This is a genomic window from Sorangium sp. So ce327 (assembly GCF_051530205.1).
Classification (GTDB): Bacteria; Myxococcota_A; Polyangia; order Polyangiales; family Polyangiaceae; genus Sorangium; species Sorangium cellulosum_B.
Window position 1 is genome coordinate 11,643,943 of the sequence record NZ_CP150330.1, and the last position, 26,960, is coordinate 11,670,902.

Sequence of the window (26,960 nt, forward strand, 5' to 3'; positions counted from 1 at the left end):
CGCCTCTTCGCGCACCATCGCGTCGCCTCTCCGGCCGCGCTTCCCATGCCTCCGCCGGCATCGTCGGTTCAATGCGGCGCCCGGGTCACACCGTGATCCGGCGCTGGGCCGCAGTGGTCCTCGCGGGTGCCTGCGCGGGCTGCCATGGCAGCGGTCCGCTGCTCCACCCGGCCCACGTCCTCCGTCCCGGCGCCGTGCGCCTCGGCGGCGGCCTGTCGGGTGACATGGTCGTCGCCGGAGCGGCGGACGAAGGGGCGAGCGCCACAGGCCCGGCGGCGGCGGCGGAGGGCGCCGCGCGGCGAAAGCTCTCCGAGATCACCGTGTCGCCGGGCGTCGCGCCCTGGGCCAGCGCCCGCGTCGGGATCGAGGGCGAGAACGAGGCGGGGCTGACGTACACGGGGCGAGCCATCCGGCTCGACGGGCGCCACGCATTCCCGCTCGGCGACGCGGCCCTGTCGATCGGCCTCGGCGCCTCGGCGCTGCTCGCGGGCGGGCCGGGCCCCAGCGCAGAAGGGATCGACGTCCACGGCGCAGGGCTCGACGTCCCTCTCCTGCTCGGCTTCCGGTCGGACGCGGATCTCTACGCGCTCTGGTTCGGTCCCCGGCTCGGCTTCGAGCTCCTCGGCGGCGAGGTGCGGCTGCCCGCCGCCGGAGCGGCGCTCCGAGGACCGCTCGTCGACGCCTCGGGCCAGCATCTCCAGCTCGGGTTCGTGCTGGGCGTCCGCGCGGGGTTCCGCCATGTGCACGTCGCGATCGAGGCCACCGCGACCTACCACCACGCCGAGGGCGAGATCGCCGGCGATCCGGTCGCGATCGATCAGGGCACCGTCGCCCCAGGCGGCGGCCTCACGGTCACTTTCTGACACGGTCGAAACAAACGCAACGACGTTGCAACGTCGGCGAACGCCGCGTTCAGAGCGTTCCCAGACGTAACGAAGCGCGGCAAGTCGCGGCAAAGCGCAACAAAACGTAGCAAAACGGAATCAGACGGATTCCCTGCCATTTTCGGTGGCAAGCACAGGCGCTTGCCCGGCCGGAGGACCCGTCTTAGACTCGGATCTATGCGTCCCCACGGCGCCCTCGCCACCTCATGCCTGCTCGCAGGTGCGGCTCTCGTCGGCTGTTCGGCGCCTGTTGCGGGCGACGCGACGGAGGCCAACGGCGTGGTCACCCAGGGGGTCGTGCGCGTCGAGCGCGCGATCAACCTGAGCCGGGACGCCGCCGCGACCGCAGCCCCCGGTGAGCTCGACGAGGCCGCGCTTCCGAGCGCGGGCGCCGAGGGTACGGGGGCGGTCACGAACGTGCTGGCGAAGTTCATGCGGCTCTCGTCCGCGATGGATCCCGAGCTCGCCGAGGGGGCCGTCGGGAAGCCGTTCGTCCTCCCCTCCGCCGGCAGCTGCATGGTCCTCTCGCCCGCCGCCGACGACGAGGCGAGCAGCTTCAGCTCGCTCAGCCCCATCGAGCTCCTCGACGCGGGCGACGTGACGATGAAGACCGAGAGCACCGAGATGCCGCTCGCCGCCCGCGCGTTCCCGGACGTGGGCGCCCTGGTCTTCGGCGTGTTCTACACGTCGCGCGACGCCACCAGCGATCTGCCTGCGCCGGCGCGGTACGTGTTCGAGAGCTCCGGCTCGGGGCAGCTCGACCGGTTCGCGTTCGAGGCCGATGCCCCCGCGGGTCCCGAGGAGGTGCGCATCGGCGACGCCGAGCTGGCCGACGGCGTCGATCTCGACGCAGGGGTCGGCGCGGTCGTGCAGTGGCGCGCGGGCGAGAGCGGCGAGGCCGGCCGGGCGCGGGACGTCATCTACGTCGACGTGACCTCGGCGCACGGCGCGACCGTGCGGTGCGCGTTCAAGGACACCGGGCGGGGCGTGATCCCGGGCTCCTTGCTGGATCCCTCGACGCTCGGGCCTCTGCCGGCGAACGCGACCCTCGCCGTGCACCGGACGCGGCAGGTGCCGATCAACACCTCGGGGATCGACCTCGGCGAGGTGCGCTTCGACCTCTCCGTGAACGGCCGAGCGCGCATCGCCGCGCGCTGACGGCGCTCCGACCGACATCGGCGTGGCGTACGAGGATCTGCGACGTCGCGCGGCCGAGCTCGCCGCGATCGGGCAGCGCGATCGCGGCGCCGCGCTCCTCGCGGCGGCCGGAGATCACGCGGGCGCCTCCGAGCTGCTCGAGCGCGTCTGCGACTTCGCCGGCGCGGCCCGGGAGGCGCTGGCAGCCGGGGACCCGGCCCGCGCGGCGCTGATGGCCGCGCTCGGCGGCGACGAGGCGCTCGCGCGCGAGGCGCTCGAGCGGATCGCCGCCACGTCGCCCCGGGACGCCGCGCTGCGCGCCGCCGCCGACCTCGCGGCGCGCGGGTTCTCGCGCCACGCGGGCGCGCTGTTCGCGGCGCTCGGCGCTCACGCGGCGGCCGCGGAGGCGTTCACCGCGGCCCACGACGCGTGCCGCGCCGCAGAGAGCTTCGAGCTCGCCGGCCGCCCCGCCGACGGCGCGCGGGTGCTCGAGGCCGCGCTCCGCCGCCGCCCGGGCGACGCGGCGGCGTGGCTCGCGCTGGGCGAGCTGCTCGCGCGCCACGGCCGCACCGAGGCCGCCGTGCGGGCGCTCCAGCAGCTGCCGCCCGCCGCCGCCGAGCGGGCGCGCGCGCTGCCGTTGCTCGGCCGCTGCCTGAGCGAGCTCGGGCTCGAGGACGCCGCGCGGACCGTCCGCGAGGAGCTCGCCCGGCTCGATCCGCCAGGCCAGGAGGCGCTCTCGTCGCGAGGCGCCGCTCCCGGCAGCGCCGCCGCGGGACCTCCTCCCGCGGGCCCCGCGCCCGTCGGGCCGCTCCTCTTCGGGCGCTACGAGACCCTGCGCGAGGTCACGGCCACGCCCCACGCGCGCGTGGTGGAGGCGCGCGACCGGATCACGGCGGAGCGCGTCGCCGTGAAGATCTTCGCGGGCGCGGCGTTCGGAGCGGGCCGCGACGCGCTCCTCCGGTTCGAGCGCGAGGCGCGCGCCCTCGCCCAGCTCCGGCACCCGAACGTCGTCGCGCTCCGCGCGTACCACCCCGAAGGGCCGGCGATGGTGCTCGCCTGGATGACGGGCGGGTCCCTGATCGAGCGGCTGCGGGGGGATCCGGTCACGCCCGCGCGCGCCGTCGAGATCGCGGGCGCGCTCCTGTCCGCGCTCGGCGAGGCGCACCGCCTCGGCATCCTCCACCGCGACGTGAAGCCGAGCAACGTGCTCTTCGACGAGATCGGGACGGCTCACCTCGCGGATTTCGGCGCGGCGCACCTCGGGGATCTCTCGTCCACCGCCACGGCGGGCGCGATCGGGACGTTCGCGTACATGTCGCCGGAGCAGCGCATGGGCCGACCGGCGACGCTGGCGAGCGATCTGTACGGCGTCGGCGCGGTGCTCGCCGAGCTGCTCACCGGAGAGCCGCCCGCCCCCGCCGTGCGCGGGCAGCTCGATCCCGCGCCGAGCGAGGTCCATCCGGACCTCACGGCGGCCCACGACGCGGCCGTGGCGGCGCTGCTCGCGGAGGACCCCGCCGCGCGGCCGGCCGACGCGTTCGAGGCGCGGCGCGCGATCACCGCGATGGCCTGGCCAGAGCGCCCGCGGCCGCGGCGGTCGCGCGGGAGCGGCCGGCCCCGATCGAGCGACGCGCCGCCCGCCACGGCGGCTCGGCTCGCGGCGACCCTGGAGGTCGGCGACGGCCGGGACACGGAGGGGCGCTGGCACGACGCCTGGCTCGATCGCGACGTCCTCGTGCTGCAGCTCGACGACGCGACCTTCGCCCGGGCCCGAGCCTTCGCGCGCGCCGGCCACGCGGCCTTGACGTCCGTCCTCCGGGTCGATCTCGCGAACGGCGAGGTCTGGGTGGCGCTGCCCCAGGGCCGCGCGCTCGCCGACGAGGCGCGCGCGCTGACCAAGGCCCAGCGTGCGCGCCTCGGCGAGGCCATCGCGGCGCTCCACGCGGCCGGAGGCGCGCACGGGTGCATCGACAGCCAGCACCTTTACGTCCACGACGGCGAGCTCACGCTGGCCTACCCGCGCGAGGCTCCCGGCGATGTGGAGGAGCTTGCAGCGCGGGATCTCGCGGCGCTCCAGGAGCTCGACAGGAACGCGCTGGACGAGCTCTAGAGGAGCTCGACAGGAACGCGCTGGACGAGCTCTGGCTCGATGAACCAGGGCGGAGGCGGCGCCCTACGCGAGGCCCGCGATGCGCAGGCGCGGGGTGTCCGGCGCGCCGGCTCAGTTCGGCGGAGACGGGGCGGGCGGCGGCGGCGAGATGCGCCCGCCAGGCGAGGTGCAGGTGCCCCCGTACTCGTCGCGCTTTGTGATGTCGTAGCAGCAGTAATCGCCGTCGTACTCGGCCTCGCTGTCGACCGACTCGACCTCGCCGCCGCACGAGTCGCTTCCGAAATAGGCGAGCGCCTCGTCCTGGGAGGGGCATTCCCCTTCGATCTCGGTCCACTCGAAGCACCCGACCTTGTCGCACCCCGTGGTCGCGAGGGTGAGCGCCAGGGCTGCGAGCTGGAGGGCCCGGACCGGACAACGCGCGAGGGCCGAACGGATCGTCGAGATCATGGATTCTCCCGGACACACGGGCGCTGCGCGCGCCCCGAGCAAGCATACTCCGGTTCGGACGAAGCCGGCTGCCCCGGAGAGGATCGAGCAAGCTCGCGTCGCGAGGCGGCGTGCGCCTCGCCTGGCCGCGCGGCGCGGCGGACGGCGCGCCTTCTGGTCGATCCGGACCGGGTGGAGTACACGACAGCATGACGACCGGAGAGCAGGGGGCCCGGGTGGTGCGCGCGCCGCGGGGAAGCGAGCGGAGCTGCAAGGGGTGGATCCAGGAGGCCGCGCTCCGGATGCTCCACAACAACCTCGATCCGGACGTCGCGGAGCGCCCCGACGATCTCGTCGTCTACGGCGGCACCGGGAAGGCGGCGCGATCGTGGGAGGCGTTCGACGTGATCGTCCGCGAGCTCCGGGAGCTCGCGGACGACGAGACGCTCCTCGTGCAGTCGGGCAAGGCGGTGGGCCGCTTCCGCACGCACCCGGACGCCCCCCGCGTGCTCCTCGCGAACTCGAACCTCGTGGGCCGGTGGGCGACGTGGGACGAGTTCCGCCGGCTCGAGGCGCTCGGCCTGACCATGTACGGGCAGATGACCGCGGGCTCCTGGATCTACATCGGCTCGCAGGGGATCGTGCAGGGCACCTACGAGACGTTCGTCGCCGCGCGGAAGGCGCACGCGGCGCGCGCCCCGGGCGGCGGGCGCTGGGTGCTCACCGCGGGGCTCGGCGGCATGGGCGGCGCGCAGCCGCTCGCCGCGACCATGGCGGGCATGGCCTGCCTCGGCGTCGAGATCGACCCGGCGCGCATCGAGAAGCGGCTCCGCACCCGCTACGTCGACGAGCGCATCGACGATCTCGACCGCGCCCTCGACGCCGTCCTCGAGAGCGTCCAGCGCGGGGCGCCGCGCTCGATCGCCCTCTGCGGCAACGCCGCCGACGTCTACCCGGAGCTCGTGCGCCGCGGCGTCACGCCCGACCTCGTCACCGAGCAGACCGCGGCGCACGATCCGCTCGTCGGCTACGTCCCGCCGGGGCTCACGCTCGAGCAGGCGGCGGAGCTCCGCGCCCGCGATCCCGGGGAGTACGTCGCGCGCGCGAAGGCGGGGATGCGCATGGAGGTCGAGGCGATGCTCGCGATGCAGCGGCGCGGGGCCGAGGTCTTCGACTACGGCAACAACATCCGCACCTGCGCGATGGAGGCAGGCGCCGAGGACGCGTTCGCGATCCCCGGCTTCGTGCCGGCGTACGTGCGCGAGCTGTTCTGCCAGGGCAAGGGCCCGTTCCGGTGGGTCGCGCTCTCGGGCGATCCCGAGGACATCCTCGCCACCGACCGCGCGGTGCTCGAGGCGGTCCCGGGCGACGCCGATCTCCGCCGCTGGATCGAGCTCGCGGAGCAGAAGATCGCGTTCCAGGGGCTCCCGTCGCGGATCTGCTGGCTCGGCTACGGCGATCGCGCGAAGGTCGGGCTCGCCTTCAACGAGCTCGTCCGCGCCGGCCGGGTGAAGGCGCCGATCGTGATCGGGCGCGACCACCTCGACTGCGGGTCGGTCGCGTCGCCGTTCCGGGAGACGGAGGCGATGAAGGACGGCTCGGACGCGATCGCCGACTGGGCGATCCTCAACGCGCTCGCGAACACCGCGGGCGGCGCGTCGTGGGTGAGCTTCCACCACGGCGGCGGCGTCGGGATCGGCAACTCGCTGCACGCCGGGATGGTGATCGTCGCCGACGGCACCGAGGCCGCTCGGCAGAGGCTCGAGCGGGTGCTCACCATCGATCCGGGGATGGGGATCATCCGGCACGCCGACGCGGGCTACGAGACGGCGTGCCGCGTGGCGGAGGAGAAGGGCGTCCGGGTGCCGCACCGGGCAGGGTGACCGGCTCCGCCGCGCCCTCGAGGGCGCGCAGCCGCGCGATCTCCTCCAGGTAGCCGCGCCGCTCCTTCGCGAGCGGCGGCAGCTCGATCACCGCCGGCACGCGCGCGAGCCGCGCGTCGTTCGCGAGGCGCCAGAACGGCGCGAGCCCCATCTCCCCGTCGCCGACCCGCTCGTGCCGATCGACCCGCTGGCCGAGCCCCGCCTTCGAGTCGTTCACGTGCATGCACCGCAGCCGATCCAGCCCGAGCAGCCGGCCGAAGTCGCTCCAGAACCGCTCGTAGCCGGCCTCGCTCCGGAGGTCGTGCCCCGCCGCGAAGGCGTGCTGCGTGTCGATGCAGACCCCGAGCCGCGACCCCTCCGGCCCGGCGCGCTCGATCATCGCGGCGATCTGATCGACGCGGTCGCCGAGGGTCGACCCCTGCCCGGCCGTGTTCTCGATGCACAGCTGCGCGCGGAGCCCCTTCCCGCGAGAGAGCACGATCGACAGGCTCTCGCCGATGCGGTCGAGGCCGGCCTCCTCGCCGAGGCTGCGGTGCGCGCCCGGATGGAACACCACGAAGTCGATCCCGAGCGCGTCGCACCGCGCGAGCTCCTGGAACAGCGCTTCCCGCGAGCGCTCGAGGATCGTGGCGTCGTCAGCGCACAGGTTGATGAGGTAGCTCGCGTGGGCGAGCGTCCGCCCCGCGCCGGCCCAGGCCGCGCGCGCGGCGCGAAACGCGGCGATCTGCTCCGCGCTCAGCGCCGGCTCCCGCCACTGGCCCGAGACCTTGGTGAAGATCTGCACCGCCTCGCAGCGGTCCTCCCCCGCCAGCGCGATCGCGCGGTGAAGGCCGCCAGCCACGGACTCGTGCGCGCCGAAGATCATGGGCCGCACTGCTTGGGGCGCTTCCCCGCCGCCGGCAAGGCATTGCTCCGAGCCCACCGGATCTGCCACGGCCCCCGCACGTCCGCGCGCACCCGCGCGCCCCCACGCGCTCTCACGCAGGAGAGCAACGCCCGGGCTGCCTCGTCCGTCCTTGGCGATGACCCCGATTTCACGAGCAAATCGAGCAAACCGCATGCCGGGAGGGCGCGAACCCCGGTTCGCGGCACCTCACCCTTGACGCGTTCCTGCCCAGGCGCGAATTGAGCGGCCTTCCTGGAGTCTCGATGAGCCATATGGGTGTTACGAACGGGGCCGGCGCCGGAGAGGCAGTGCCGGGGTCGCCGGGTGGGGCCAAGGGCGACGAAACCGCGGCGGCCCCGCCGCTGGTGCCGTCGCACGTGCTCTCGGGCAAGCGGCTCGTGGTGGTCGGAGGGACCGGCTTCCTCGGCAAGGTCTGGCTGGCCATGCTGCTCGCGAGGTTCCCGGAGATCGCCCACATCTACCTGCTCGTCCGGGCCAAGGAGAACCAGTCGCCGGAGGAGCGCTTCTGGTCGCAGATCGTGACCTCGCCGGTCTTCGACCCGATCCGCGAGCAGTACCCCGGGCCCGCCTTCGAGGAGTACCTGCGGCAGAAGATCACGCCCATGAACGGCAACGTCGGCCTGCCGCTGCTCGGGCTGGGTGACCGCGTCGGGGAGCTCACGGGCAACATCGCCGCGGTCGTGAACGTGGCCGGCGTCGTCGACTTCAACCCGCCGCTCGACGAGGCGCTCGAGGTCAACGCGTTCGGCATCAGCAACCTCGTCGAGCTCGCGCGGACCCTCGGGGCCAAGGTGATGCACACGAGCACCTGCTTCGTCGCGGGCTACCGCTCCGGGCTCATCGAGGAGAACCACCCGGCCGAGATCCCCTTCCCCCGCGCCGCGGGCGAGACGTGGTTCGGCGCCGCCTGCCCGAAGCGGACCCTCGATCGATCGCACTGGGATCCGCAGCGCGAGATCAGCGAGTGCCTCGACCTCGTGCAGCAGGCGCGCCAGCGGTGCGAGGACGCCTTCCGGCAGAGCGCCTTCCTCGACGAGGCCAAGGCCAACCTGGCCTCGCGCAGCGAGCCGTGCCGGGGCAGCGCGCTCGAGAACGAGCTCGCCAGGGTGAAGCGCAAGTTCATCAAGGACCGGCTCATCGAGGCCGGCAAGGAGCGCGCGCTCTTCTGGGGGTGGACCAACATCTACACCTACACGAAGAGCATCGGCGAGCAGGTCCTCGCGAGCTCCGGGCTGCCCTTCACCATCGTCCGCCCCGCCGTCGTCGAGACAGCGGTCGAGTTCCCGTTCACCGGCTGGAACGAGGGGATCAACACCTCGGCGCCGTACCTCTACCTCGCCTCGAAGGGGCAGGTGCAGTTCCCGGGCGACCACGACGTGCGGCTCGACCTCATCCCGGTCGACATGACCGCGAGCGGCATGATCGCCTCGCTCTGCGAGCTCATCGAGGGCCGCGCGCCCGCGGTGTACCAGTACGGATCGACCGACACGAACGGCTGCCGCGTGACGCGCTACCTGGAGCTCGCCGGGCTCTACAAGCGGCGGCAGGTGTTCGAGGGGAAGAAGACCTCGCTCTTCGACGTCGTGTCGTCCCGCTTCGAGCCGCGCGGGCTGACCCGGCAGCAGTACGGCGCGCACGGCGCGCGCGCCATCGAGGGCGCCCTCCGCGGCCTGGGCGGCCTGCTCAAGACGGCGAGCGTCGGCCCCGCCGCGGCCCTCCTCAAGCCGGCGGCGGCCGCGCTCGAGAACGCCGCCAGGACCGAGCAGAAGACGGCCACGCTCCTCGAGGTCTTCATGCCGTTCGTCGCGGAGGGCGACTGGGTCTACTCCTGCGCCAACACGCGCGCGGCGATGGCCCGCATGCCCCCCGAGGAGCGGGCGCGCTTCGTCTGGGCGCCCGAGAAGATCGACTGGCGCGACTACATCTGGAACGTCCACCTCCCCGGCCTGGAGAAGTGGGCCTTCCCGCTCATGGAGGAGATGCTCCGCCGGGAGATCAAGCCGCTCCGGCCCTACGACAGCCTGGTCGACCTGCTCGACGAGGTCGCCGAGCGCTTCGATCACGCGCTCTCGGTGCAGCGGTTCGAGCAGGACGGGCTCTCGCGCACGAGCTACCGCGAGCTCCGCGACGCGGCCTGCATGACCGCCGCGCGCCTCGCCGCGCTCGGGGTCCGCCGCGGCGATCGCGTGGCGCTCTCCGGCGCGAACCAGCCGGCGTGGCCCGTCGCCTACTTCGGCATCCTCCGCGCAGGCGCCGTCGCCGTCCCGATCGATCCCGGGCTCGACGCGAAGGCGTTCGCGGACGTCCTCCGCTCGTCGACGGCGAAGGTCGTCCTCTGGGACGGCGGCGTGGCGGAGAAGCTCGGCGCCGACGTGCGCGCGGCGCTGCCGAACCTTGTCGCCTTCGACATGGTCGGGTTCGCCGAGGGCCAGGTGCCCGACCTGGGCCCGGCCTCCGGCGACGGGCTCGCGCCCCCGGACGTGCGCGTGGGCAGCCAGGACGTCGCGAGCGTCGTCTACACGAGCGGCACGACCGGGGAGCCGAAGGGCGTGCTGCTCACGCACGGCAACTTCACGGCGCTGCTGGCCTCGCTGGCGCCGCTGTTCCCGCTCAAGGCAAGCGACCGCGTGCTCAGCGTGCTGCCGCTCCACCAGACCTTCGAGGTCACCTGCGGCCTGCTCCTGCCGCTGTCGCAGGGCGCGCGGATCATCTACCTCGACGAGGTCTCGGCCGATCGGGTGAGCGACGGGCTGAAGAAGGCGCGCGTCACGGCGATGGTCGGCGTGCCCGCGCTCTGGCAGATGCTGGAGCGCCAGATCGTCGCGAGGGTGAAGGAGCAGGGGCCCGCCGCGGCCACCGCGTTCAGCTGGGCCATGGAGCTGAACCGCATGCTCGGCAAGAGCCTGGGCCTGAACGCGGGGCGCCTCTTCTTCGGCAGCGTCCACGACGCGCTCGGCGGCAACGTCCGCTTCCTCATCTCGGGCGGCGCGGCGCTCCCCAGGGACACGGCCGCCGTGTTCAAGGGGCTCGGCCTGCCGCTCGCCGAGGGCTACGGCCTGACCGAGGCGGCGCCGCTCCTGACCGTCACCAAACCCTCGCCGGCGGCGAGCCCGGGGAACGTCGGCAAGCCGATCCCCGGGGTGAAGATCAAGATCGCGAACCCGGACGCGAACGGCGTCGGCGAGGTGCTCGCGCGCGGCCCCAACGTGATGAAGGGCTACGCCGACGACCCGGACGCGACCCAGGCGGCACTCGACGCGGACGGGTGGCTCCGGACGGGCGATCTCGGCAAGCTCGACAAGCAAGGGCGGCTCGTCCTCGTCGGCCGGCAGAGCGAGGTCATCAGCGCGGCGAAGGGCGAGAACCTGTACCCGGCCGACATCGAGCGAATGCTCGGCAAGGTCGAGCACGTCAGGGAGCTCGCCATCGTCGGGATCGACAACGGCCGCGGCGGCGAGCAGGTCGCCTGCCTCGCCGTCCCCACGGCGCCGGGCGCGAAGGACGGCGAGGACGACGAGGCGCTCGCGCGGGCCAAGCAGCACGAGCGCGCGCTCGACGCGCTCCGGACGGCGATCCAGGCGCTGCCCAAGCCGTGCCACCCCATGGCCATCCACCTCGACGACGCCGACCTGCCCCGCACCGCGTCCGGTCAGGTGAAGCGCTCCGAGGTGAAGGCGATCGTCACGCGCCTCGCCGCCGAGGCCGCCGCGGCAGGCGCGGGCGCGGCGGCCGTCGCGCAGGACGCCGGCGCGGCGACCACGGAGCCGAACGCGCACGGCGTGGGCGAGGAGCCGATCCACATCCCCCGCCCGGTGGCCGACTTCGCCAAGCACTGGATGAACAAGGTCCAGTCCGGCTTCTACGGGAACGTCATGCGCCCGAAGGTCTACGGGCGCGCGTTCATCCCGCACAACCGCAACACGATCGTCGTCTCGAACCACGCGAGCCACCTCGACATGGGCCTCGTGAAGTTCGCGCTCGGCAGCTACGGGGACGGCCTCGTCTCGCTGGCCGCGCAGGACTACTTCTTCGAGGGCAACCGCTGGCGGCGCGCCTACTTCGAGAACCTCACGAACCTCGCGCCCTTCGACCGCAAGGGCGGCCTCCGCACGGCGCTGCGCCAGACCGGCGAGATCCTGGACCGCGGGCGGACCGTGCTCCTCTTCCCGGAGGGCACGCGCAGCCCCGACGGCGGCATCCTCGAGTTCAAGCCGGCGATCGGGCACCTCGCGCTCACCCACAACGTCGACATCCTGCCCCTCTACCTGGGCGGCACCTTCGAGGCGCTCCCCAAGGGGCGCACCGTCCCGATCCGCCGCGACCTCGTCGCGCGCATCGGGCCGCCGCTCGCGATCGACGACCTCCGGCGGCTCACCGCCGGGATGAAGTACGCGGTGGCCTGCCGCAAGGTCGCGGAGCTCACGCAGCTCGCCGTCATCAAGCTCAAGGACGGCGGCGCCCTCGATCTGAGCCGGGTCGAGAGCATCGATCAGGCCGCCACCACGACCAAGGAGCACCCGCTCACGCTCCTGTTCCGCGAGCTCGAGTCGAAATACGTGGCGGGGCGGGTCAGCCAGCCGATCACCTACTACGTGACGCTCGGCACGGAGGACGAGGCGAAGTGGACGCTGCGGATCGACGCGGCCAGCTGCGAGGCGCGGATCGGTAAGCCAAGCCAGCAAGCGGACTGTGTCCTCAAGACCACGCCCGAGATATTCACCAAGATCGTCCGCGAGGCCTACACACCGAGCCCGATGGAGTTCATGACGGGCCTCGTGAAATCGAACGACATCTCCCTCCTGCAGACCTTCCAGAAGGTGTTCGACCTCGCATGAGCCGCTATCTCGTCACCGGCGCGACCGGTTTCCTGGGATCGCACCTCGTCACGGCGCTCCGTGGGGGTGGCCATGACGTGGTGGCGCTCTGCCGGGCAGAGGCGCCCGCGCTCGCCGCGCAGGGCGTGGAGCTCCGCCGCGGAGACATCCTCGACGCGGCGTCGGTGCGCGGCGCCGCCGAGGGCTGCGACGGGGTGTTCCACTGCGCCGGGCGCGTCTCGCGGCGGCGCGAGGACGCCGAGGCGCTCTACCGGACGCACGTCGAGGGGACCAAGATCACCCTTGACGCCTGCCGCGACGCGGGGGTGAAGCGCGCGGTGATCGCGAGCACGAGCGGCGTCGTCGCGGTCAGCAAGGACCCGAACGACGTCCGCGACGAGACGGCGGCGACGCCGATCGACCTCATCGCCGGCTGGCCCTACTACCGCTCGAAGCTGTACGCCGAGCGCGCGGCGTTCGATCGCAGCGGGCCCGGCTTCGAGGTCCTCGCCGTCAACCCGAGCATCCTGCTCGGCCCGGGCGACGTCCACGGCGCCTCGACCGGGGACATCGTGAGCTTCCTCGAGCGCCGGCTCCCCTTCACCCCCGCGGGCGGCCTCTCCTTCGTCGACGCCCGCGACGCGGCCCAGGGCATGGCGCTGGCGATGGACAAGGGCCGCCCGGGCGAGCGCTACCTGCTCGGCGCCGCCAACATGAGCCTGGAGGTCTTCTTCCGCCGCCTCGCGCGCATCTCGGGCGTCGCGGCCCCCGCCCTGCGGCTGCCGCGGAGCATCGCGCTCGCGAAGGCGGGCGCGCACCTCATCGAGCAGGCGCGGAAGCGGCTGCCGTTCGATCTGCCGGTCGATCCGGTGTCGGCCGAGATGGGCCAGCACTTCTGGTACCTCGACGCGACCAAGGCCCGGCGCGAGCTCGGCTGGACGCCGCGCGACCCGCTCGAGACCCTCGCGGACACGGTCGCCGATCTGCGCGCCCGCGGCGTGGTCTGGCCGCAAGCGTAGGTGGAGCGCGGCGCGCGGCCTCGCCGCGCCGGGCCGACCCCCGCTCAGACGGCCCGGCGGAGCGGGGTCGGCGGGAACAGGTCCTTCATGTCGAGCGGGAGCTGACCGCGGAACCCCTCGATCTCCCCCGCGGACACGCTGTCCGCGACGGCCTCGCAGATCGCCTGCAGCACGAAGCCGGCGGCCTCGCGGTCCATGCGCAGCTCGCGCGCGACGTCGGCCTCGATGGTCGCCGTCGTGATGCGCTTGTCCGGCCCGTCGAGGAACGGCTCGAGCGACGGGTGGAGCTTCGAGGGCAGCTGCGCGACGAGGTGCCGCGCCTCCTGGGGCGTCACCCTGCGGCAGAGGCAGCCGAGGACGATCTGGAGCGCGAGCTCGGCGCGGTCGCGCTGCTGGAGGCCGCTGTGGCGCTCGACGGCGTGGATCAGCCGGCCATAGGCGCTGTCGGCGCGCGCCTTGCGCCGGGTGAGGGCGCGCACGCGGCCGTGCGAGCGCTCCGGGCGCGCGGTCCCCTCGGGGTGCAGCGCGCCTTCCGGCTTGAAGCGGGCGGCCACCTCGAGCTGCGCCTTGACGACGGAGCCGGCGGCCTCCGCGTCGATGACCCCATCGGCGAGGAGATCGTCGAGGGTCACCAGGCCGACGGGCCGCCCTTGCTCGGTCACCGGCACGCGCCGACACGCATGATCGCGCATGGTGCGCACGGCGTCGTCGATCGACGCGTCGAGCTCGAGCGTCGCGATCTCGTCCGACATGATGTCGCGCAGCATCGTGCTGCGCGCGTCGAGGTCGCCTGCCACGACCTCCAGCGCGATATCGCGGTCGGTCACGATGCCGGCGAGGCGCTGGCCGTCGTGGACCAGGACCGCGCCGACGTGGTTGTCCATCATCGCCCTCACGGCGTCATAAGCGGTCGAGCGCGGGCTAAGAACGATCATTCTCGGGCGTCGGTACTCTTCGAGCGACATGGCGAGTCCCTCCCCTGGGCAGCGCGTTCGGGGTTGTGCGTGCGTACGCCAGGGCACGGCTAGCCAGAACGGTACCAACCGCGATGGCGCGCGTGGCCGGCGGGTGGACGCGGCGCGCGGGATCGCCGATCGCCGCCGCGAGCGGACGAGCAAGAGCCTTACGCGCCGCCGGCACGAGGAGCGAAGCCGCTCGTCAGCGGATCGCGCCGCGCGCCTGCGGCGCCGCGTTGGCGCCGCCGCCCGCCTCGGTGCCCAGCGCGCTGCGCGCCTGCTTGGTCGCGGGCGCGACAGGCGCGAGCCGCACCATCCGGTGCAGGAGCCCGTCGACCCGCTGCAGCCAGCCGCGCCAGGCGGCGTACTGCGCCACCGGGATGGTCGACTGATCGAGGATCACGCGCTCCTTCACCACCACGGCGTTCTTGCCGGGCACCTTCGCGAAGGAGATCGTCGCCCGCCCGAACGCGCCGCCGTTCTCGTCGCCGCCCGGCGGGAGCTCGGCGAACGCGTAGCCGGGCGGGGCGGTGATCGTGATCGTCCGGCTGTGGTGCCGCGGCGCGAAGCTCGGCGGCAGGACCACCGGCAGCGTGCGCTTCACGAGCGGCGCGAGCTGCGACGTCATCGTGGACGCGCCCGAGAGCGGCACGGAGAGCTCGGCGCCCTCGCGGCGGGCGAGCCCCTCGGAGCGCGCCTCGTACTCGAGCGTCGCCGCCCCGTGCGGGAGATCGGCCTGGAAAGCCACCTTGGGCTTCACGTCGACCGTCGGGAACCAGCCGTACGCGAGGTACTGCTCGACCCACTGCGCGCGCGCGTCGGCCTCCGCCAGGTTCGACCGGAGCTCGAACGCCGCGTCGCCGATGTGCCGCTCCTTCGCCGCGAGCTCGCCCGCGCCGGAGGGGAGCAGCGCGATCGTCCACGCGGCGTCGACGCCGTGATCGGCGGGCGAGCTCGCCGGCGTCTCCACGATCTTCGGCGGCCCCTCGTCGACGAACAGCGCCAGCGTGCGCGCGTCCATCGCGGGCAGCGGCCCAAGGCGGCTCTGCGGGCTCGTCGCGTCGAGCCACAGGCCCGGCGCGCCGCCCGCGCCCGGGAGGTAGGCGATGCCGTGATCGAACACCGGGATCGCCGCCACCTCGCTCCGGAGCAGCGAGGGCTGGCCCGTGTAGCGCGTCTGCACCAGCACCTCCGTCGCCTCGATGCCGATCGACTTGAGCAGCGTGATGAGCAGCATCGCCTTGTCGTCGCAGTCGCCCTGGCGCCGCGCCAGGAGCTCCTGCGGGCGGTTCGGCAGCCACCACTCGCCCGACACGAAGTTCACGTACCGGATGTCGTCCGCCACGAAGTCGAAGAGCGCCCGCAGCTTTGCCTCGCGCGTGGCCTTGCCCTTGGTGAGCTCCGCGGCGAGCCGTCGGACCTGATCGTCGGGCTCCATGAAGCCGGCGACCGCGCCCCGGTACCACTCCCGGAAGTCGTGCCAGCCGTGGAACGTCGAGCCCACGACGACCGGCAGCACCTCCGCGAGGTGCGGGGCGAGCGGCTCCTCGGGCACCTCGGGCGGGTCGTCCCAGATGTACCGCGTCACCTGGCGGCCGTCCTTCTCGGACCTGAGCACCCGCTCGGCCTTGCCGTTCAGCACGTCGATCGCCAGGGGGTCGCTCGCCGGCGAGTCGACGACGACCTCGTTGTAGAGGATCGGCCGCGTGTCGGTCGAGCCGACGTAGTCGATGAAGTAGAACGGCGCGTCGCCCCGGCGGCCGACGGGGCCCCGGGTCCACGAGCGCACCGCGACCTCCACCACGTCCCCCGCCTTGAGCTCGGGCCAGCGCACGAACGGCTTCTGCCCGCCCGCGCCCTGCTCGTCCGGCTGCGCCACCGTGCCGTCCTTGCGGTGGACCCGCGCGAGCAGGAGCTCCGTGTCCTCCCCCTCGGCGGGGATGTCGCGCTCGTAGAGATCCTGATCGGTGCGTGGCTCGATGACGATCTCGCGCGCGTAGTGCATGAGCTGCGAGACGCGTTTGTCCGGGTGGTACGTCACGACGCGCACCCAGTGGAGCTGCCGGTCGGCCACCTCCCCCTTCTTCGCCGGGGTCTGCCGCCCGCGCGCGAGGAAGACGCCGGGCGCGACGAGGTGCTGCTCGTCGCGCATGCGCTGCCGGCCCGGCGCGCCGGCCGAGCCCTCGCCGAGGCGGAGCGCGAGCTCGGCCTTGAGGTACGGATCGCCGGGCGTGAGGTCGCGCGCCCGCGCGAGCGCGGCCGTGGCCACGCGCGACGCGGCGGCCGTCGGCCGCGCGCCCGCGCCATCCTCTCGCACCGCGGCGAGCGCCTGGAACGCGGCGGGCTGGTTCGGCGCGACCTGCGTCGCGTACGACAGCACCTCGCGCGCCCACGCGACGCGGCCCGCGTCGTGGAGCGCGCGGCCGATCCGGATGACGTCCTCGGCCGACGTCTGCTGCGCGAGCGCCCCGGCGGCCGCCACCTCCAGCGCGGCGCCGCCGTCGGGCTCGAACGCGAGCACGTAGGGCGCGCCCCGCGACTCGGGCGCGATCTCGGCGAGCCTGCGCGCGGCCCGCAGCTCGAGCGCCGGGTCCAGCCGGGCCGCGGCCGCGATCTCCTGCCAGACGACGACCGGCGTCCTGTCCTTCTGCTCGCGCTCGACCGCGAGCAGCTCCTCGAGCCCGGCCCGCGTGAGCCCCGCCGTCGCGAGCTTCTTCTTGACGAGCGCCCTGAGGACGCGCGCCTCGGGATCGCGCGCCGAGCGCAGCGGCTCCTCGCGCAGCGCGGCCGCGGCCCAGTCGACCCGCTCCGAGGCGAGGTGGGCGGCGACCAGCCGGCGCTGCGCGAACGCCGCGGTGGCCCGGTCCTTCTCGGCGAGGCCCCGGGCGCGCGCGGCCTCGAGCCAGCCGCTGCGGTTCGCGCCGAAGGGCGACACCCACCCCGCCAGCGCGAGCGCGTCGGCGGAGATCCCGGGCGACCGCGTCACGCGGTCGAGCAGCCCGGGCGCGCGGGGCGACCGCTGGTCGTCGGCGCCCCCGAGCGTGCGCGCCACGACGGCCGTGAGGGTCTGATCGAGCGACTGCGACGCGCCCGCGTCGAGCGCCCTGTCGAGCGCCGTCGCGACGGCGGTCGCGGCCCGCGCGCCCGGGGGCGGGGCCGGCGGCTTGAGCGGCGTGAGGTCCGACGAGGTCGCGAGCGCCACGGGCCGGCGGTCCTCGTCGGTGAAGCGCACGCGGACGCGCCCCTCGTCGGCGATGGCCCCGGTGCACACCTTGAGGGCGAGCAGGTGATCGCCGGCGGGCGCCTCGATGCGCGCGGCGATGCGGTCGAGCACGAGGCGCTCGTGCGCCGCCTCGCTCGCGGCGACGTCGGCGCCGTCCCACAGGAGCCGCACGGCGCCGGTCGCGGCGACGTGGGCGAGGATCGGCTTGCGATCGAGCGCGGCCGGGACGGTCACGCGCGAGGCGAGGTACGTGCAGGTCTCGGTGCGCGGATGGATGTAAAGATCGAGCGGCACGCCGCGCGCGGTCGACGCGGCGGGCAGCACCCTGCGCCACGCGACGTCGTACACCCCCCAGGCGTAGCGGGCGCTCATGTCGGAGAAGCGCTGGCCTTCGGCCTCGGGCCCCTCGCGGAGCGCGAGCCCGCCGCCCGAGTTGTCCTGGAACGGGCCGAGGACGGCGAACGCCTTGACGAGCCCGGACGGGTCCGGGGGCGCGTCGTACGAGACGGCGCGCGCGCCCGGCCACGTCGCCGCCGGCGGCTCCGGGGCGAGCGAGGCGGCGAGCCAGCGCGCCTCATCGGCGAGCGGCGAGGAGGACGCCCCGATCTGCGCGAGGCCCTCCCGTGCGCGGCCCTGCGCGGCGCGGTCGGCGAGCGCTGCCGCGATCACGAGCCCGGCGAACGCGTCGTCTCCGCCCCGCCGCGCCCGGACCAGCGCCGCGCCAAGCATCTCGTCGGGCGTCGCGGCGGTCCACCGCAGCGGCAGCACGATGGGCGCGCGCTTCTCGGACCCCGGCGCGCTGCCTGCCGCGGGAGCGCTCGCCCCCGCCTTCGCGCCTCCCGGACGCAGCGTCGGCGCGCCCCCGGCTCGCGGCGCCGGCGCGCTGCCCGCCGCGGGCGCGCTCGCGCCTCCCGGACGCGGCGACTGTGCGTTGCCCGCCGCGGGCGCGGCGGCGATCGCGAGCAGCGCAACGAGCCACCCGCCCCCGCGGAGCGCGCGGGCGCGCGCGCGTCGATCTCGTCCTCGTCGATCCCGTCGATCTCCCCCCGGCGAGCTGCGCTCCATCGAACCTCGCTTCCCGGCCACGGCATAGCGCGGGCCCGATCGCGGCGCGAGCGCGGCGATCACGCGCGGGTGCGGCCGCGGATCACGCGCAGGTGCGGCCGCGCCGCACCCGCGCGCCGTGCGCGAACTTGGCCGGCGAGCTCGCGGCCCCCTACCCTGCTCGCATGCGCCGCGCGTCACGATGGCTGCTCTCGGCGGTGATGGCCCTGACCACGCTCACGGCCTCGCCAGCATCGACCTTCGCCCGCGACACCAAGGTCGAATGGAAGAGCGTCGACGTCCCCGCGGGCGAGGGCCAGGCCCAGCGGGCCCGCGCGCTGCGCGGCATGCTCTCCAGCGCCGCGAAGAAAGCGGACTTCGGCAAGGCGAAATCGGTCGTGCTGAGCGCGCGCGTCGTCGAGTTCACCTCGTCCACGCGGGGCGACGTCCACCGCGTGAGCTGCACCGTCGTCGGCCGCGTCGTCGGCGGCCCCACCGCCCGCTCGCGCATCTCGTTCGGCGGCAGGCCGAGCGAGCGGCAGGCGCTGGAGAAGCAGGTGCTCGCCATGGTCGCGAGCGGCGTCGTCGGCCGGCTCGCCGCGATCGTCCGCGCCCGCGCGCACGACTGACGCGCACGACGCAGTCGACCTGCTCCGCCGCGGGATCGCGCCGCGCCCCGCTCGACCCTCCACGGGATCTGGACTACGACGGCCCGCACCTCATGGAACTGGACCGGATGGTGAGCGAGCTCTTCCAGGAGGAAGAGCTCGCTCGCGACACGGCGAAGAAGCTGATCGAGCTGGCGCAGCGCTCCGCGGACGAGGCGCGCGCCGAGCGCGCGAGCCTGCTCGCGTTCCTGCGTGGGCCGATGGAGCGGCACATGCGCTACGAAGAGACCGCCATATTCCCGCATTTTCAGGCGCGCGGGCTCGCCGAGGAGGTCCAGGTGGCGCTGAAGCAGCACGCCGCCGTGCGTGAAGCGACCGACGCCCTGGCGGCCGTTGCGCAGGGCGGCGACGTCGCGGAGGCCATCGTCGATGTCGCCCGGTTGCTCCTGCACCATACAAATTTCGAGGGCGACTACATTTATCCAGAGCTCACCCACGACGAATGGCGCGAGCTGATGAAGGAAACCGTTCCGCAGGGCATCTGAGGTGGTACGCATGAACTCGACACGGATGTTGTCCTCGACGTAGGCTTTTGCCGCCGTGTCTATTGCAGCTGGTCAGGTGCTGAGCGAGCGCTACCGCCTCATCCGACCCGTGGGGCAGGGCGCGCAAGCGGCGGTGTGGGTCGCCGAGCACCTGGCGCTCGGCACCCATGTCGCGGTCAAGCTCATCGATTTGGAGCTCGCGAAGCAGGAGGACGCGCGCGAGCGGTTCCGCCGCGAGGCGACGGCCGCCGCGCAGCTGCGCAGCGCGCACGTCGTGCAGATCATCGATCACGGCATCGACGGGGAGCAGCCGTTCATCGTGATGGAGCTGCTCGAGGGCGAGGATCTCTTCGATCGGCTCGCGCGCCGGCGCCGCCTCTCGCTCCAGGAGACGTCGAAGATCGTGACGCAGGTCGCGCGCGCGCTCACCCGCGCGCACGGGGCCGGCATCGTGCACCGCGACCTCAAGCCGGAGAATTTTTTCCTCTGCGCGAACGAGGACGACGAGATCGTCAAGATCCTCGACTTCGGCATCGCCAAGGTGAAGGGGCAGGGGAAGGGGAAGCGGGTCGCCCAGCGCACCAGCGTCGGCACGCTCATGGGCACGCCGCACTACATGAGCCCGGAGCAGGTGAAGGGGCTCCGGGAGGTCGACTACCGCGCGGATCTCTGGGCGCTCGGCGTGATCGCTTACCAGTGCGTGACGGGCGAGCTCCCGTTCGACAGCGAGGGGGTGGGCGACCTGCTGATCAAGATCTCGCTTGGCGAGATCCCGGTCCCGTCGAGGGTGAACCCGGAGCTGCCGGCGAGCTTCGACGGGTGGTTCGCGCGCGCCTGCGACCGCGATCCGTCGCGGCGCTTCAGCAGCGCGCGCGATCTCGCGGAGTCGCTCGCCCGCGTCGCCGACCTGTCGACCGAGGCCCCGATCAGCATGAGATCGCCGCAGTCGCCGCCGCCGCTGCCGCCCCGGGCCTCGCCCACGCGCCCGCCGGCGGCCCCGCCGCGGCCGGCGACAGGCTCGGTGATCCCGAAGGCGCCGCCGCTCCCCCGGGTGGCCGACCCCACGGGCGCCGCCTCGACGCGATCGCCCGAGCGAGGATCGGGCGAGCCGCCGGCGGACATGCCGGCCGCTCCGCCGTCGGCCAGATCGAGCGCGAGGGTCCCCGCGGTGCCAAGCGAGCGGCCGCAGGCGCCGCCGCGGCTCACCGAGCGGCCTCCGCTCAGCGAGCGCCCGCCGCTGTCTTCTCGGATCGGCGAGCGGCCTCTCGCACCGCCGCGGGCCACCGAGCGACCTCCGGCGCCGCCTCGGCCCACGGCGCGGCCTCAGACGCCGTCGCTGGCGCAGATCAGCGAGCAATCACCGGGCTCGTCCGAGCTCGGCGAACGGCCGCCGCTCTCGGCTCGGCCCGGCGATCGACCTCCGGCGCCGCCGCAGCACAGCGACAGCGCATCGCAGAAGCCGCCGGTCGCTGCCGAGACGCTGGTCGCTGCAGGGACACCGGTCGCTGCCGGGACGCCGGTCGCCACGGGGACGCCGGTCGCTGCCGGAACACCGGTCGCCACCGGGACGCCGGTCTCCGCGCAGCCGAGCGGTGCATCGTCCGCGACGACAGACGGCGTGGACGCCCCACCAGGCGCGCCTGCACCGGCGCCGGCGCCCAGCGACACGTTCCGGAAGGCCGCCGACAGCGCGTCCTCGCTCGTCGACGTCGACATCGACGAGTTCGAAGAGGACGTGATCGACACCGACGTGGACGAGCCCTGGACGGCGACGGCCGCATCCGCGGCGCTCGCTCCACGCGCAGACGCAACGCCGGCCGAGCCCGCGGCCGCAGCCCAGGCGCCGGCCGAGCGCGCAGCCCAGGCGCCGGTCGAGCCCGCAGCCCAGGCGCCGGCCGAGCCCGCGACCCAAGCGCCGGCCGAGCCCGCGGCCCAGGCGCCGGCCGAGCCCGCAGCCCAGGCGCCGGCCGAGCCCGCGGCCCAGGCGCCGGCCGAGCCCGCGATGGCTGCGCCCCAGAGCGGCGTACCCGTCGCGCCAGACGCCACGGCCGAGCCGCCGCTCTCCTCGCAAACGCCACACGTGCTCTCGCCGCAACAGGCCGATCCGCACGCGATCGCCCCCGAGCGCGAGGCGCCGCCGAGCCAGGACCCGTCGTCGGAGAGGCTCCGCGACAACGTCAGGCGAGCGGTCGTCGGGGCGGTCGCGGCTGCCGCGCCCCCCGCCTCGCTGCGCGAGCCGCCCCCGCTCGATCCGCCGCTCGCCCCTCGGGCTCGCGCGTTGCCCTCCGGCCAGTCGCCGGACCAATGGATGAAGGGGTCCAGCGTGAGCGGGGTGGCGCACGAGGCGCGCGAGAGCGTGCTTCCGGAGTTCGACCCCGGCTCACGTCGGCGCCGACGCGCCGGCTTGGCAGCCCTCGCGCTGGTGGCCCTGGCCGGCGTCGCCGCGTGGCAGATGGTCGTCCGCTCGCAGCGCCTGCCACAGAGCACGCCGGCGGCCGAGAGCGAGGCCCCGCCGCCGCCCGCCCTCACGGCAGAGCCCGCACCGCCGCCAGAGCCCGCGCCCCAGCCGACCGTCACGGCGAAGGCCGTGGAAACGGCCACGGCCACGTCCGCGCAGCCGTCGGCGAGGGCCGCCACGACGACGCCGCCGCGGAAGCGGCGCCCGCCGCCGCCACCGCCGAAGAAGTCGCGGAAAGAGCCGGGCAAGGTGGACGACCTGACGATCGAGATCCCGATCCCCCCGGAGCCGGCCGAGGCGGAACCGACCTCACCAGCAGAGTCGCCGCCCCCGACCGGATCGCCCCAGGGCGATCCGGCCCCGCATGCAGAGTGAAGCGTGGAAACGACTGCCTATCAGCAATACTCCGAAGAATCCGGCGACTGGTTGAGGAAGGGGAGGGCCCGGCTGCTGGCCCATCTGGTGCGCGAGTTCGGCCCGGAACGGCGGCCGCTCGAGCTGCTCGAGGTCGGCGCCGGGGTCGGCCAGAACCTGAGTGTCCTCGCGGAGTTCGGGGCCGTCGACGCCAACGAGGTGAGCCCTCTCGGACAGGAGGCCATCGCGAAGGCCGGCGCGGCGAGGACGCTCTACGGCACATCCATCCCGTTCCAGCTCGACCGACGCTATGACGTGATCTGCGCGCTCGATGTCATCGAGCACATCGAGGACGACCGCGCCGCTCTCCGGTGGATCCATGACCACCTGAGCCCTGGCGGAATCTTCGTCGCCACGGTGCCCGCGTATCCGTGGCTGTTCAGCGACCACGACCGCGCATTGCAGCATTTCCGCCGGTACACGGCTGGCAGCTTCCGCGCCGCGCTGCCGGCCGAGCTCCACGTGGAAGCTTGTGCCTACTTCAACCAGCTCCTCTTCCCTGCCGCGGTCGGCTCGCGCGCCGTCTGGAGCGCCGCGCGCAAGCTGCGCCCTCGCAAGACCAGCATGAAGCAGCCCTCGCCGAAGTCGGGCCTCGCTTCCTCCGCGCTCGAAGCCGTCCTCGGTGCCGAGGTCGACCTCATCGCGCGCGGCTACCGGCCGAGCTTCGGCCTGTCGGTCTTCTGCGTGGCGAAGCGCTGGGCCGCATGAAGGACAGATCCGCGTCGCTCGCCGATCTCCCCAGCACCCCGCCCACCGGCGCCCCGCCCGCCCCCCCGAGGATCTCGGCGGATCCGCCCGAGCCCGCGCCCGGCCCGCCGCAGCGGATCGGGGGCCCGCTCGCCAGGGTGCGCACGGCGCTGCGCCCGATCATGGTCGTCGTCGCTGCCCTGTTCATCGGGCTCGCCGCGCGGGACCTCGCCCGCAGGTGGGAGAGCGGCGCGCCGATCGACATCCGTCCCGCGTTCGTGGCGCTCTCGGTGCTGCCCCTCGCGCTCGGCCTCGTCGTGCTGGGGCTCGCCTGGGCCTTCATCCTGGAAGAGCTGACCGGCCGGCCCATCCCTCGCTGGCCGGCGATCGCGCTGCACATCGAGTCGCAGGCGGCGCGGTACATCCCCGGTAAGGTCGGCGTGCCGCTGTTCCGCATGCTGGGCGCGTCGCGCATCGGGACGACCAGCGCGGAGGTGGGGTCGTCCTTCGCGATCGAGTTCACCAGCTTCATCGCGGTCGGCGCCATGGTGGGGTTCGGCCTGCTCGCGGCGGGCGGCGAGCAGTTCGCGGGCGCGAACGCGCTCATCGGTCCATGGAGGCTGCCCGTGCTCCTCGCCCTGGGCGCGGTCCTCGTCGCGCTCATGACCGTGGATCGTACCCGCGCGCCCGAGCGCGTGCGCAAGCTCCTCGCGCCCGAGGGGCGCGGGCCGCTCATGCCGGCGCGATTGCCGCTCGTGCACGCTGTGTACTCGCTGACCTGGGCCGCGCACGGCGCGTGCGCCGCGCTCGCCGTCGGCGCGACGCCGGGCGCGGCGCTCGGCGGCTCGGGCCTGTTCGTGCTGGCGCCCATCGCCGGTTTCCTCGCGATGGCCACGCCGGGCGGCATCGGCGTGCGTGAGGCGCTGCTCTCCGTCGGCCTCGCCCCCGCCGTCGGACCGGCCGCGGCGCTGGGCGCCGCGCTCATCTCGCGCGCCACCTCGCTCGCCGTGGACGTGGGCGGCTTGCTCATCGCGCGGCTGCTTTGCCGACGCGCCGCGCCTCGCTAGATCGCGCGGCTGCTTTGCCGACGCGCCGCGCCTCGCTAGATCGCGCGGCTGCTTTGCCGACGCGCCGCGCCTCGCTAGATCGCGCGGCTGCTTTGCCGACGCGCCGCGCCTCGCTAGGATGCGCCCCCTCTCATGCTGGCCCGTCTGCGTGCTGCCCTGAACCCCGACTCCCCCCTGGCCCGCTTCTGTGCCGCCCTGACCTCCGGCTCGCCCCGGGAAAGGCTGCTGCGCAACGCCTTCGCGGCCGTCGCGTGCCTCATGGGCCTCGTCGGCTACGCGCTCGTGGTCCACGCGCACATTCCAGTCCAGCACTGGCTCCTGTGGCGGCTCGCGCCGCTCTGGGGCTATTCGCTGCTGTTCCTGCTCTCCAGCCTCGGCATCGGCCTCGTGCTGTTGCGCCGGGTGCTCCGCCTCGCGCACTTGCCGCCGCTCGAAGAGGGCCTGTTCGGCGTGACGCTCGGCTCCATCGCCTTCGTGTTCGGCATGTACCTCGCGGGCGTGGTCGGCTGGATCCGCCCCTGGTACGGGCTCGTGATGCCGGCGGCCCTCTTCGCGGGCGGCCTCCTGGAGCTGCCACGCTGGCTATCGCGGCTGAAGCACGATCTCGACGCCTCGACGACGCCGAAGGGGACGATGCGCTGGCTGTGGCTCACGGCCACGGGCGTCGGCGCCATGTGCATCGTGCTCCTTTACCTGCTGTCGCTGACCCCGGATTCCATCAGCTTCGACGCGACCTGGTATCACCTGCCGATCGGGCAGGACTATGCGCGCGCCGGCCGTATCGCGCCGTTCTACGGCGACGTGAACCGCTCGTTCCCCCACTTCGCGAGCATGCTCTACGCGTGGGGTTTCAGCGTCCCCGGGATGCTCGTGGAGCAACGGTGGATGATGGCGCTCCACCTGGAGTTCGTGTTCGTCCTCGGGAAGGTGGTCGGCGTCGCGGCGCTGGCGCGGTACCTGCTCCAGGGCGAGCGCGTCCCTGGCCTCTGGGCGGCTTTCTTCCTGTTCCCGTCGCTGTTCGTCCAGGACCAGAACCCCGGCGGTTCGGCCGACCATTTCCTGGGCTTCTTCGCGGCGCCGGTCCTGCTCGCGTCCATGCGCTTCGCGGAGCGCTTCGACAGGCGGTATGCCGTCCTGCTCGGCGCGTCGCTCGGGGGCGCGATGCTGGTGAAGTACCAGGCGGTCTATCACCTGGGCATGGCGGCGGCGGTCGTCGTGCCGCGCGCCGCGTACCTGCTCGCGCGCGCGGCCTCCCGCGCCCTGAAGAAGCGCAGGCGGCCGCTGCTCTCGGCGCGCCGCGTCCTCGTGGCCGGGCTCATCACGTCGGGCGTGGCGCTCGGCACGGCCGCGCCGCACCTGATCAAGAACACCATTTACCATAACAACCCGGTTTATCCGTTGGCCCAGCGCGTGTTCACGCGGTCGTACCCGCAGCACGCGCGCTCCGCGGAGTTCATGGAGAAGGCGTATCCCAACGCGCCTTACCTGCCCAAGGGGAAGGGGCTCGAGCGGCAGCTCATCGCGGCCGGCAACTTCTTCACGTTCTCGTTCTCCCCGCACTACTCGTTCACTCGCTACGTCCCCTCGATGGGCTCGCTCTTCACGCTGCTCCTGCCGATGCTGCTGGTCATCCGCGGGCGTCGCAGGCCGGCGCTCGCGGCCTGGGCGACGTTCGCCGGCATCTGGATGTGGAGCAACACGTACACCGCGGACCGGTACCTGCAGGGCATGCTCGCGGTGCCGATCGCCGCCGCCGCCGCGCTGCTCGTCCGCACATGGCAGCTCGGGACCGTCGCGCGGCTCGGCCTCGTGCCGCTCGTGGTGTTCCAGATCGTGTGGAGCGGCGATGTGCCCTTCTACTCCGGCCCCCGCCGGCTGGAGAGCGCGCTCTCGCTGATCCGCTCCACCTACGAGAAGCGATGGACCGACGCGCAGCGGTTCAAGTTCCGCCAGGATCACCGAGCGATCAACGGGGCTACCCCGCCCGACGCGCGCATCCTCGCCCGCAACTACCGCACGACGCTCGGTATCGAGCGCGAGATCATCTTCGATATCCAGGCCTGGCAATCGCTCATTTTCTACGAGCCCGTGCGAGGACCGGCCGAGCTCTACGCGCATTACCGGAGCGTCGGCATCACCCACATCCTGTATCCGCCGAACCAGCGCCCGCCGGACACGCTCCAGGCCGCCGTGCTGTTCAACGAGCTCGTGCACCGCTACGCGACCGAGAAGCGCCGCTTCGGCAGCCTTCAGCTCGTGACCATGCCGAAGGAGCCGCCGCCGGCCGACGAGCTGCCCTATCAGGTGCTCGCGCTCGGCGCGCCGGGCTACTACACGGACGGGCTCTACCCGGTCGAGGCGCTCCACATCCTCCCCAAGCTCCAGCCGCCCAAGGGCCAGGAGCCCAAGCCCGCACGGGCGTGGCCCAAGGATACGAACGCGCAGGCCGCGCTCCTCGACGCCGCGGAGGCGGTGGTGCTCGGCAAGAACGCGCGGAACGGCCGGAACGTGAAGCTGGACGGCGTGTTCTTCGCGGCGGAGCGCTTCAAGAACTACACGGTCTACCTGCGGCAGCAGCGCGACACCTCCCGGGCGGAGCCGCCGCCCGAGCCCCCGGCCGCGGGCACGCCGCCCGAGCCCCCGGCCGCTGGCACGCCGCCCGGGCCGGAGCCCAGCGACCCTGTGGCTCCCCCGGAGGACGACGATCTGGAGGACCCGGACGGCTGAGCTCCCGGCCCGGGGCTACGAGCGCTGTTCGACCAGCAGCCCAGTCCAGGG

At 73.8% G+C, this 26,960-nt stretch carries 16 protein-coding genes; 12 read left to right on the forward strand and 4 right to left on the reverse strand.

Annotation, left to right across the window (positions count from 1 at the left end; all coding sequences use genetic code 11):
* The first annotated feature begins 92 nt into the window (after window positions 1-92).
* The 3 genes from WME95_RS43755 to WME95_RS43765 all read left to right on the forward strand — a co-directional run bounded on the left by WME95_RS43755 (window position 93) and on the right by WME95_RS43765 (window position 4,131).
* A complete protein-coding gene (locus tag WME95_RS43755; RefSeq protein WP_437905137.1) occupies window positions 93-863 on the forward strand; it encodes a hypothetical protein in 771 nt (256 codons plus the stop codon).
* A 198-nt stretch (window positions 864-1,061) separates the two neighbouring features.
* Window positions 1,062-2,042, forward strand: a complete 981-nt coding sequence (locus WME95_RS43760) for a hypothetical protein (RefSeq protein WP_437546623.1) — start codon at window positions 1,062-1,064, stop codon at window positions 2,040-2,042.
* A gap of 22 nt (window positions 2,043-2,064) precedes the next feature.
* A complete protein-coding gene (locus tag WME95_RS43765; RefSeq protein ID WP_437905138.1) occupies window positions 2,065-4,131 on the forward strand; it encodes a protein kinase domain-containing protein in 2,067 nt (688 codons plus the stop codon).
* 111 nt (window positions 4,132-4,242) lie between these two features.
* Here WME95_RS43765 and WME95_RS43770 read toward each other — a convergent pair whose 3' ends face one another.
* Window positions 4,243-4,578, reverse strand: a complete 336-nt coding sequence (locus WME95_RS43770; protein ID WP_437905139.1) for a hypothetical protein — start codon at window positions 4,576-4,578, stop codon at window positions 4,243-4,245.
* Between the two features lie 188 nt (window positions 4,579-4,766).
* Here WME95_RS43770 and hutU point away from each other — a divergent pair, with 188 nt between their 5' ends.
* Entirely contained in the window at window positions 4,767-6,440 is a 1,674-nt protein-coding gene (gene hutU, locus WME95_RS43775) for a urocanate hydratase (protein ID WP_437905140.1), read from the forward strand.
* On the opposite strand, the gene WME95_RS43780 is transcribed toward hutU, so the two are convergent.
* A complete protein-coding gene (locus WME95_RS43780) occupies window positions 6,355-7,305 on the reverse strand; it encodes a deoxyribonuclease IV (RefSeq protein ID WP_437905141.1) in 951 nt (316 codons plus the stop codon). The genes hutU and WME95_RS43780 overlap by 86 nt on opposite strands.
* A 293-nt stretch (window positions 7,306-7,598) precedes the next feature.
* Between WME95_RS43780 and WME95_RS43785 the strand changes: the two genes are divergently transcribed.
* Together WME95_RS43785 and WME95_RS43790 are read left to right on the forward strand one after the other, a co-directional pair.
* Window positions 7,599-12,182, forward strand: a complete 4,584-nt coding sequence (locus WME95_RS43785) for an AMP-binding protein (RefSeq protein ID WP_437905142.1) — start codon at window positions 7,599-7,601, stop codon at window positions 12,180-12,182.
* Window positions 12,179-13,180, forward strand: a complete 1,002-nt coding sequence (locus WME95_RS43790) for an NAD-dependent epimerase/dehydratase family protein (protein WP_437905143.1) — start codon at window positions 12,179-12,181, stop codon at window positions 13,178-13,180. Before WME95_RS43785 ends, WME95_RS43790 begins: the two co-directional genes overlap by 4 nt.
* Window positions 13,181-13,224: 44 nt before the next feature.
* Here the strand turns inward: WME95_RS43790 and WME95_RS43795 are convergent, their stop codons facing one another.
* The gene (locus tag WME95_RS43795; protein WP_437905144.1) at window positions 13,225-14,145 is read right to left on the reverse strand and encodes a DUF2267 domain-containing protein; all 921 of its coding nucleotides are present in this window, start codon (window positions 14,143-14,145) and stop codon (window positions 13,225-13,227) included.
* Between the two features lie 193 nt (window positions 14,146-14,338).
* Complete coding sequence (locus WME95_RS43800; RefSeq protein WP_437905145.1) at window positions 14,339-18,127, reverse strand: transglutaminase-like domain-containing protein; 3,789 nt, start codon at window positions 18,125-18,127, stop codon at window positions 14,339-14,341.
* A 461-nt stretch (window positions 18,128-18,588) separates the two neighbouring features.
* Between WME95_RS43800 and WME95_RS43805 the strand changes: the two genes are divergently transcribed.
* From WME95_RS43805 to WME95_RS43830, 6 genes are all read left to right on the forward strand, one after another.
* Window positions 18,589-19,032 carry a hypothetical protein gene (locus WME95_RS43805; protein ID WP_437905146.1) on the forward strand — a complete coding sequence of 148 codons (444 nt, stop codon included), beginning with the start codon at window positions 18,589-18,591 and terminating at the stop codon, window positions 19,030-19,032.
* Between the two features lie 92 nt (window positions 19,033-19,124).
* Entirely contained in the window at window positions 19,125-19,556 is a 432-nt protein-coding gene (locus WME95_RS43810; RefSeq protein WP_437905147.1) for a hemerythrin domain-containing protein, read from the forward strand.
* 55 nt (window positions 19,557-19,611) lie between these two features.
* Window positions 19,612-22,389: a protein kinase domain-containing protein gene (locus tag WME95_RS43815; protein ID WP_437905148.1), complete on the forward strand. Its 2,778-nt coding sequence runs from the start codon at window positions 19,612-19,614 to the stop codon at window positions 22,387-22,389.
* A gap of 3 nt (window positions 22,390-22,392) precedes the next feature.
* The gene (locus tag WME95_RS43820; protein ID WP_437546645.1) at window positions 22,393-23,136 is read left to right on the forward strand and encodes a class I SAM-dependent methyltransferase; all 744 of its coding nucleotides are present in this window, start codon (window positions 22,393-22,395) and stop codon (window positions 23,134-23,136) included.
* Entirely contained in the window at window positions 23,133-24,182 is a 1,050-nt protein-coding gene (locus WME95_RS43825) for a lysylphosphatidylglycerol synthase domain-containing protein (RefSeq protein ID WP_437905149.1), read from the forward strand. Before WME95_RS43820 ends, WME95_RS43825 begins: the two co-directional genes overlap by 4 nt.
* Window positions 24,183-24,314: 132 nt before the next feature.
* The gene (locus WME95_RS43830; RefSeq protein WP_437905150.1) at window positions 24,315-26,909 is read left to right on the forward strand and encodes a hypothetical protein; all 2,595 of its coding nucleotides are present in this window, start codon (window positions 24,315-24,317) and stop codon (window positions 26,907-26,909) included.
* The last annotated feature ends 51 nt before the right edge of the window (window positions 26,910-26,960 follow it).

What these genes read in the sequence shown, in the direction of transcription:
- WME95_RS43810 (WP_437905147.1), top strand. Translation starts at nt 19,125, where the DNA reads ATGGAACTGGACCGGATGGTGAGCGAGCTCTTCCAGGAGGAAGAGCTC.
- WME95_RS43790 (WP_437905143.1), top strand. Translation starts at nt 12,179, where the DNA reads ATGAGCCGCTATCTCGTCACCGGCGCGACCGGTTTCCTGGGATCGCAC.
- WME95_RS43760 (WP_437546623.1), top strand. Translation starts at nt 1,062, where the DNA reads ATGCGTCCCCACGGCGCCCTCGCCACCTCATGCCTGCTCGCAGGTGCG.
- WME95_RS43825 (WP_437905149.1), top strand. Translation starts at nt 23,133, where the DNA reads ATGAAGGACAGATCCGCGTCGCTCGCCGATCTCCCCAGCACCCCGCCC.
- hutU (WP_437905140.1), top strand. Translation starts at nt 4,767, where the DNA reads ATGACGACCGGAGAGCAGGGGGCCCGGGTGGTGCGCGCGCCGCGGGGA.
- WME95_RS43805 (WP_437905146.1), top strand. Translation starts at nt 18,589, where the DNA reads ATGCGCCGCGCGTCACGATGGCTGCTCTCGGCGGTGATGGCCCTGACC.
- WME95_RS43830 (WP_437905150.1), top strand. Translation starts at nt 24,315, where the DNA reads ATGCTGGCCCGTCTGCGTGCTGCCCTGAACCCCGACTCCCCCCTGGCC.
- WME95_RS43780 (WP_437905141.1), bottom strand. Translation starts at nt 7,305, where the DNA reads ATGATCTTCGGCGCGCACGAGTCCGTGGCTGGCGGCCTTCACCGCGCG.
- WME95_RS43785 (WP_437905142.1), top strand. Translation starts at nt 7,599, where the DNA reads ATGGGTGTTACGAACGGGGCCGGCGCCGGAGAGGCAGTGCCGGGGTCG.
- WME95_RS43770 (WP_437905139.1), bottom strand. Translation starts at nt 4,578, where the DNA reads ATGATCTCGACGATCCGTTCGGCCCTCGCGCGTTGTCCGGTCCGGGCC.
- WME95_RS43795 (WP_437905144.1), bottom strand. Translation starts at nt 14,145, where the DNA reads ATGTCGCTCGAAGAGTACCGACGCCCGAGAATGATCGTTCTTAGCCCG.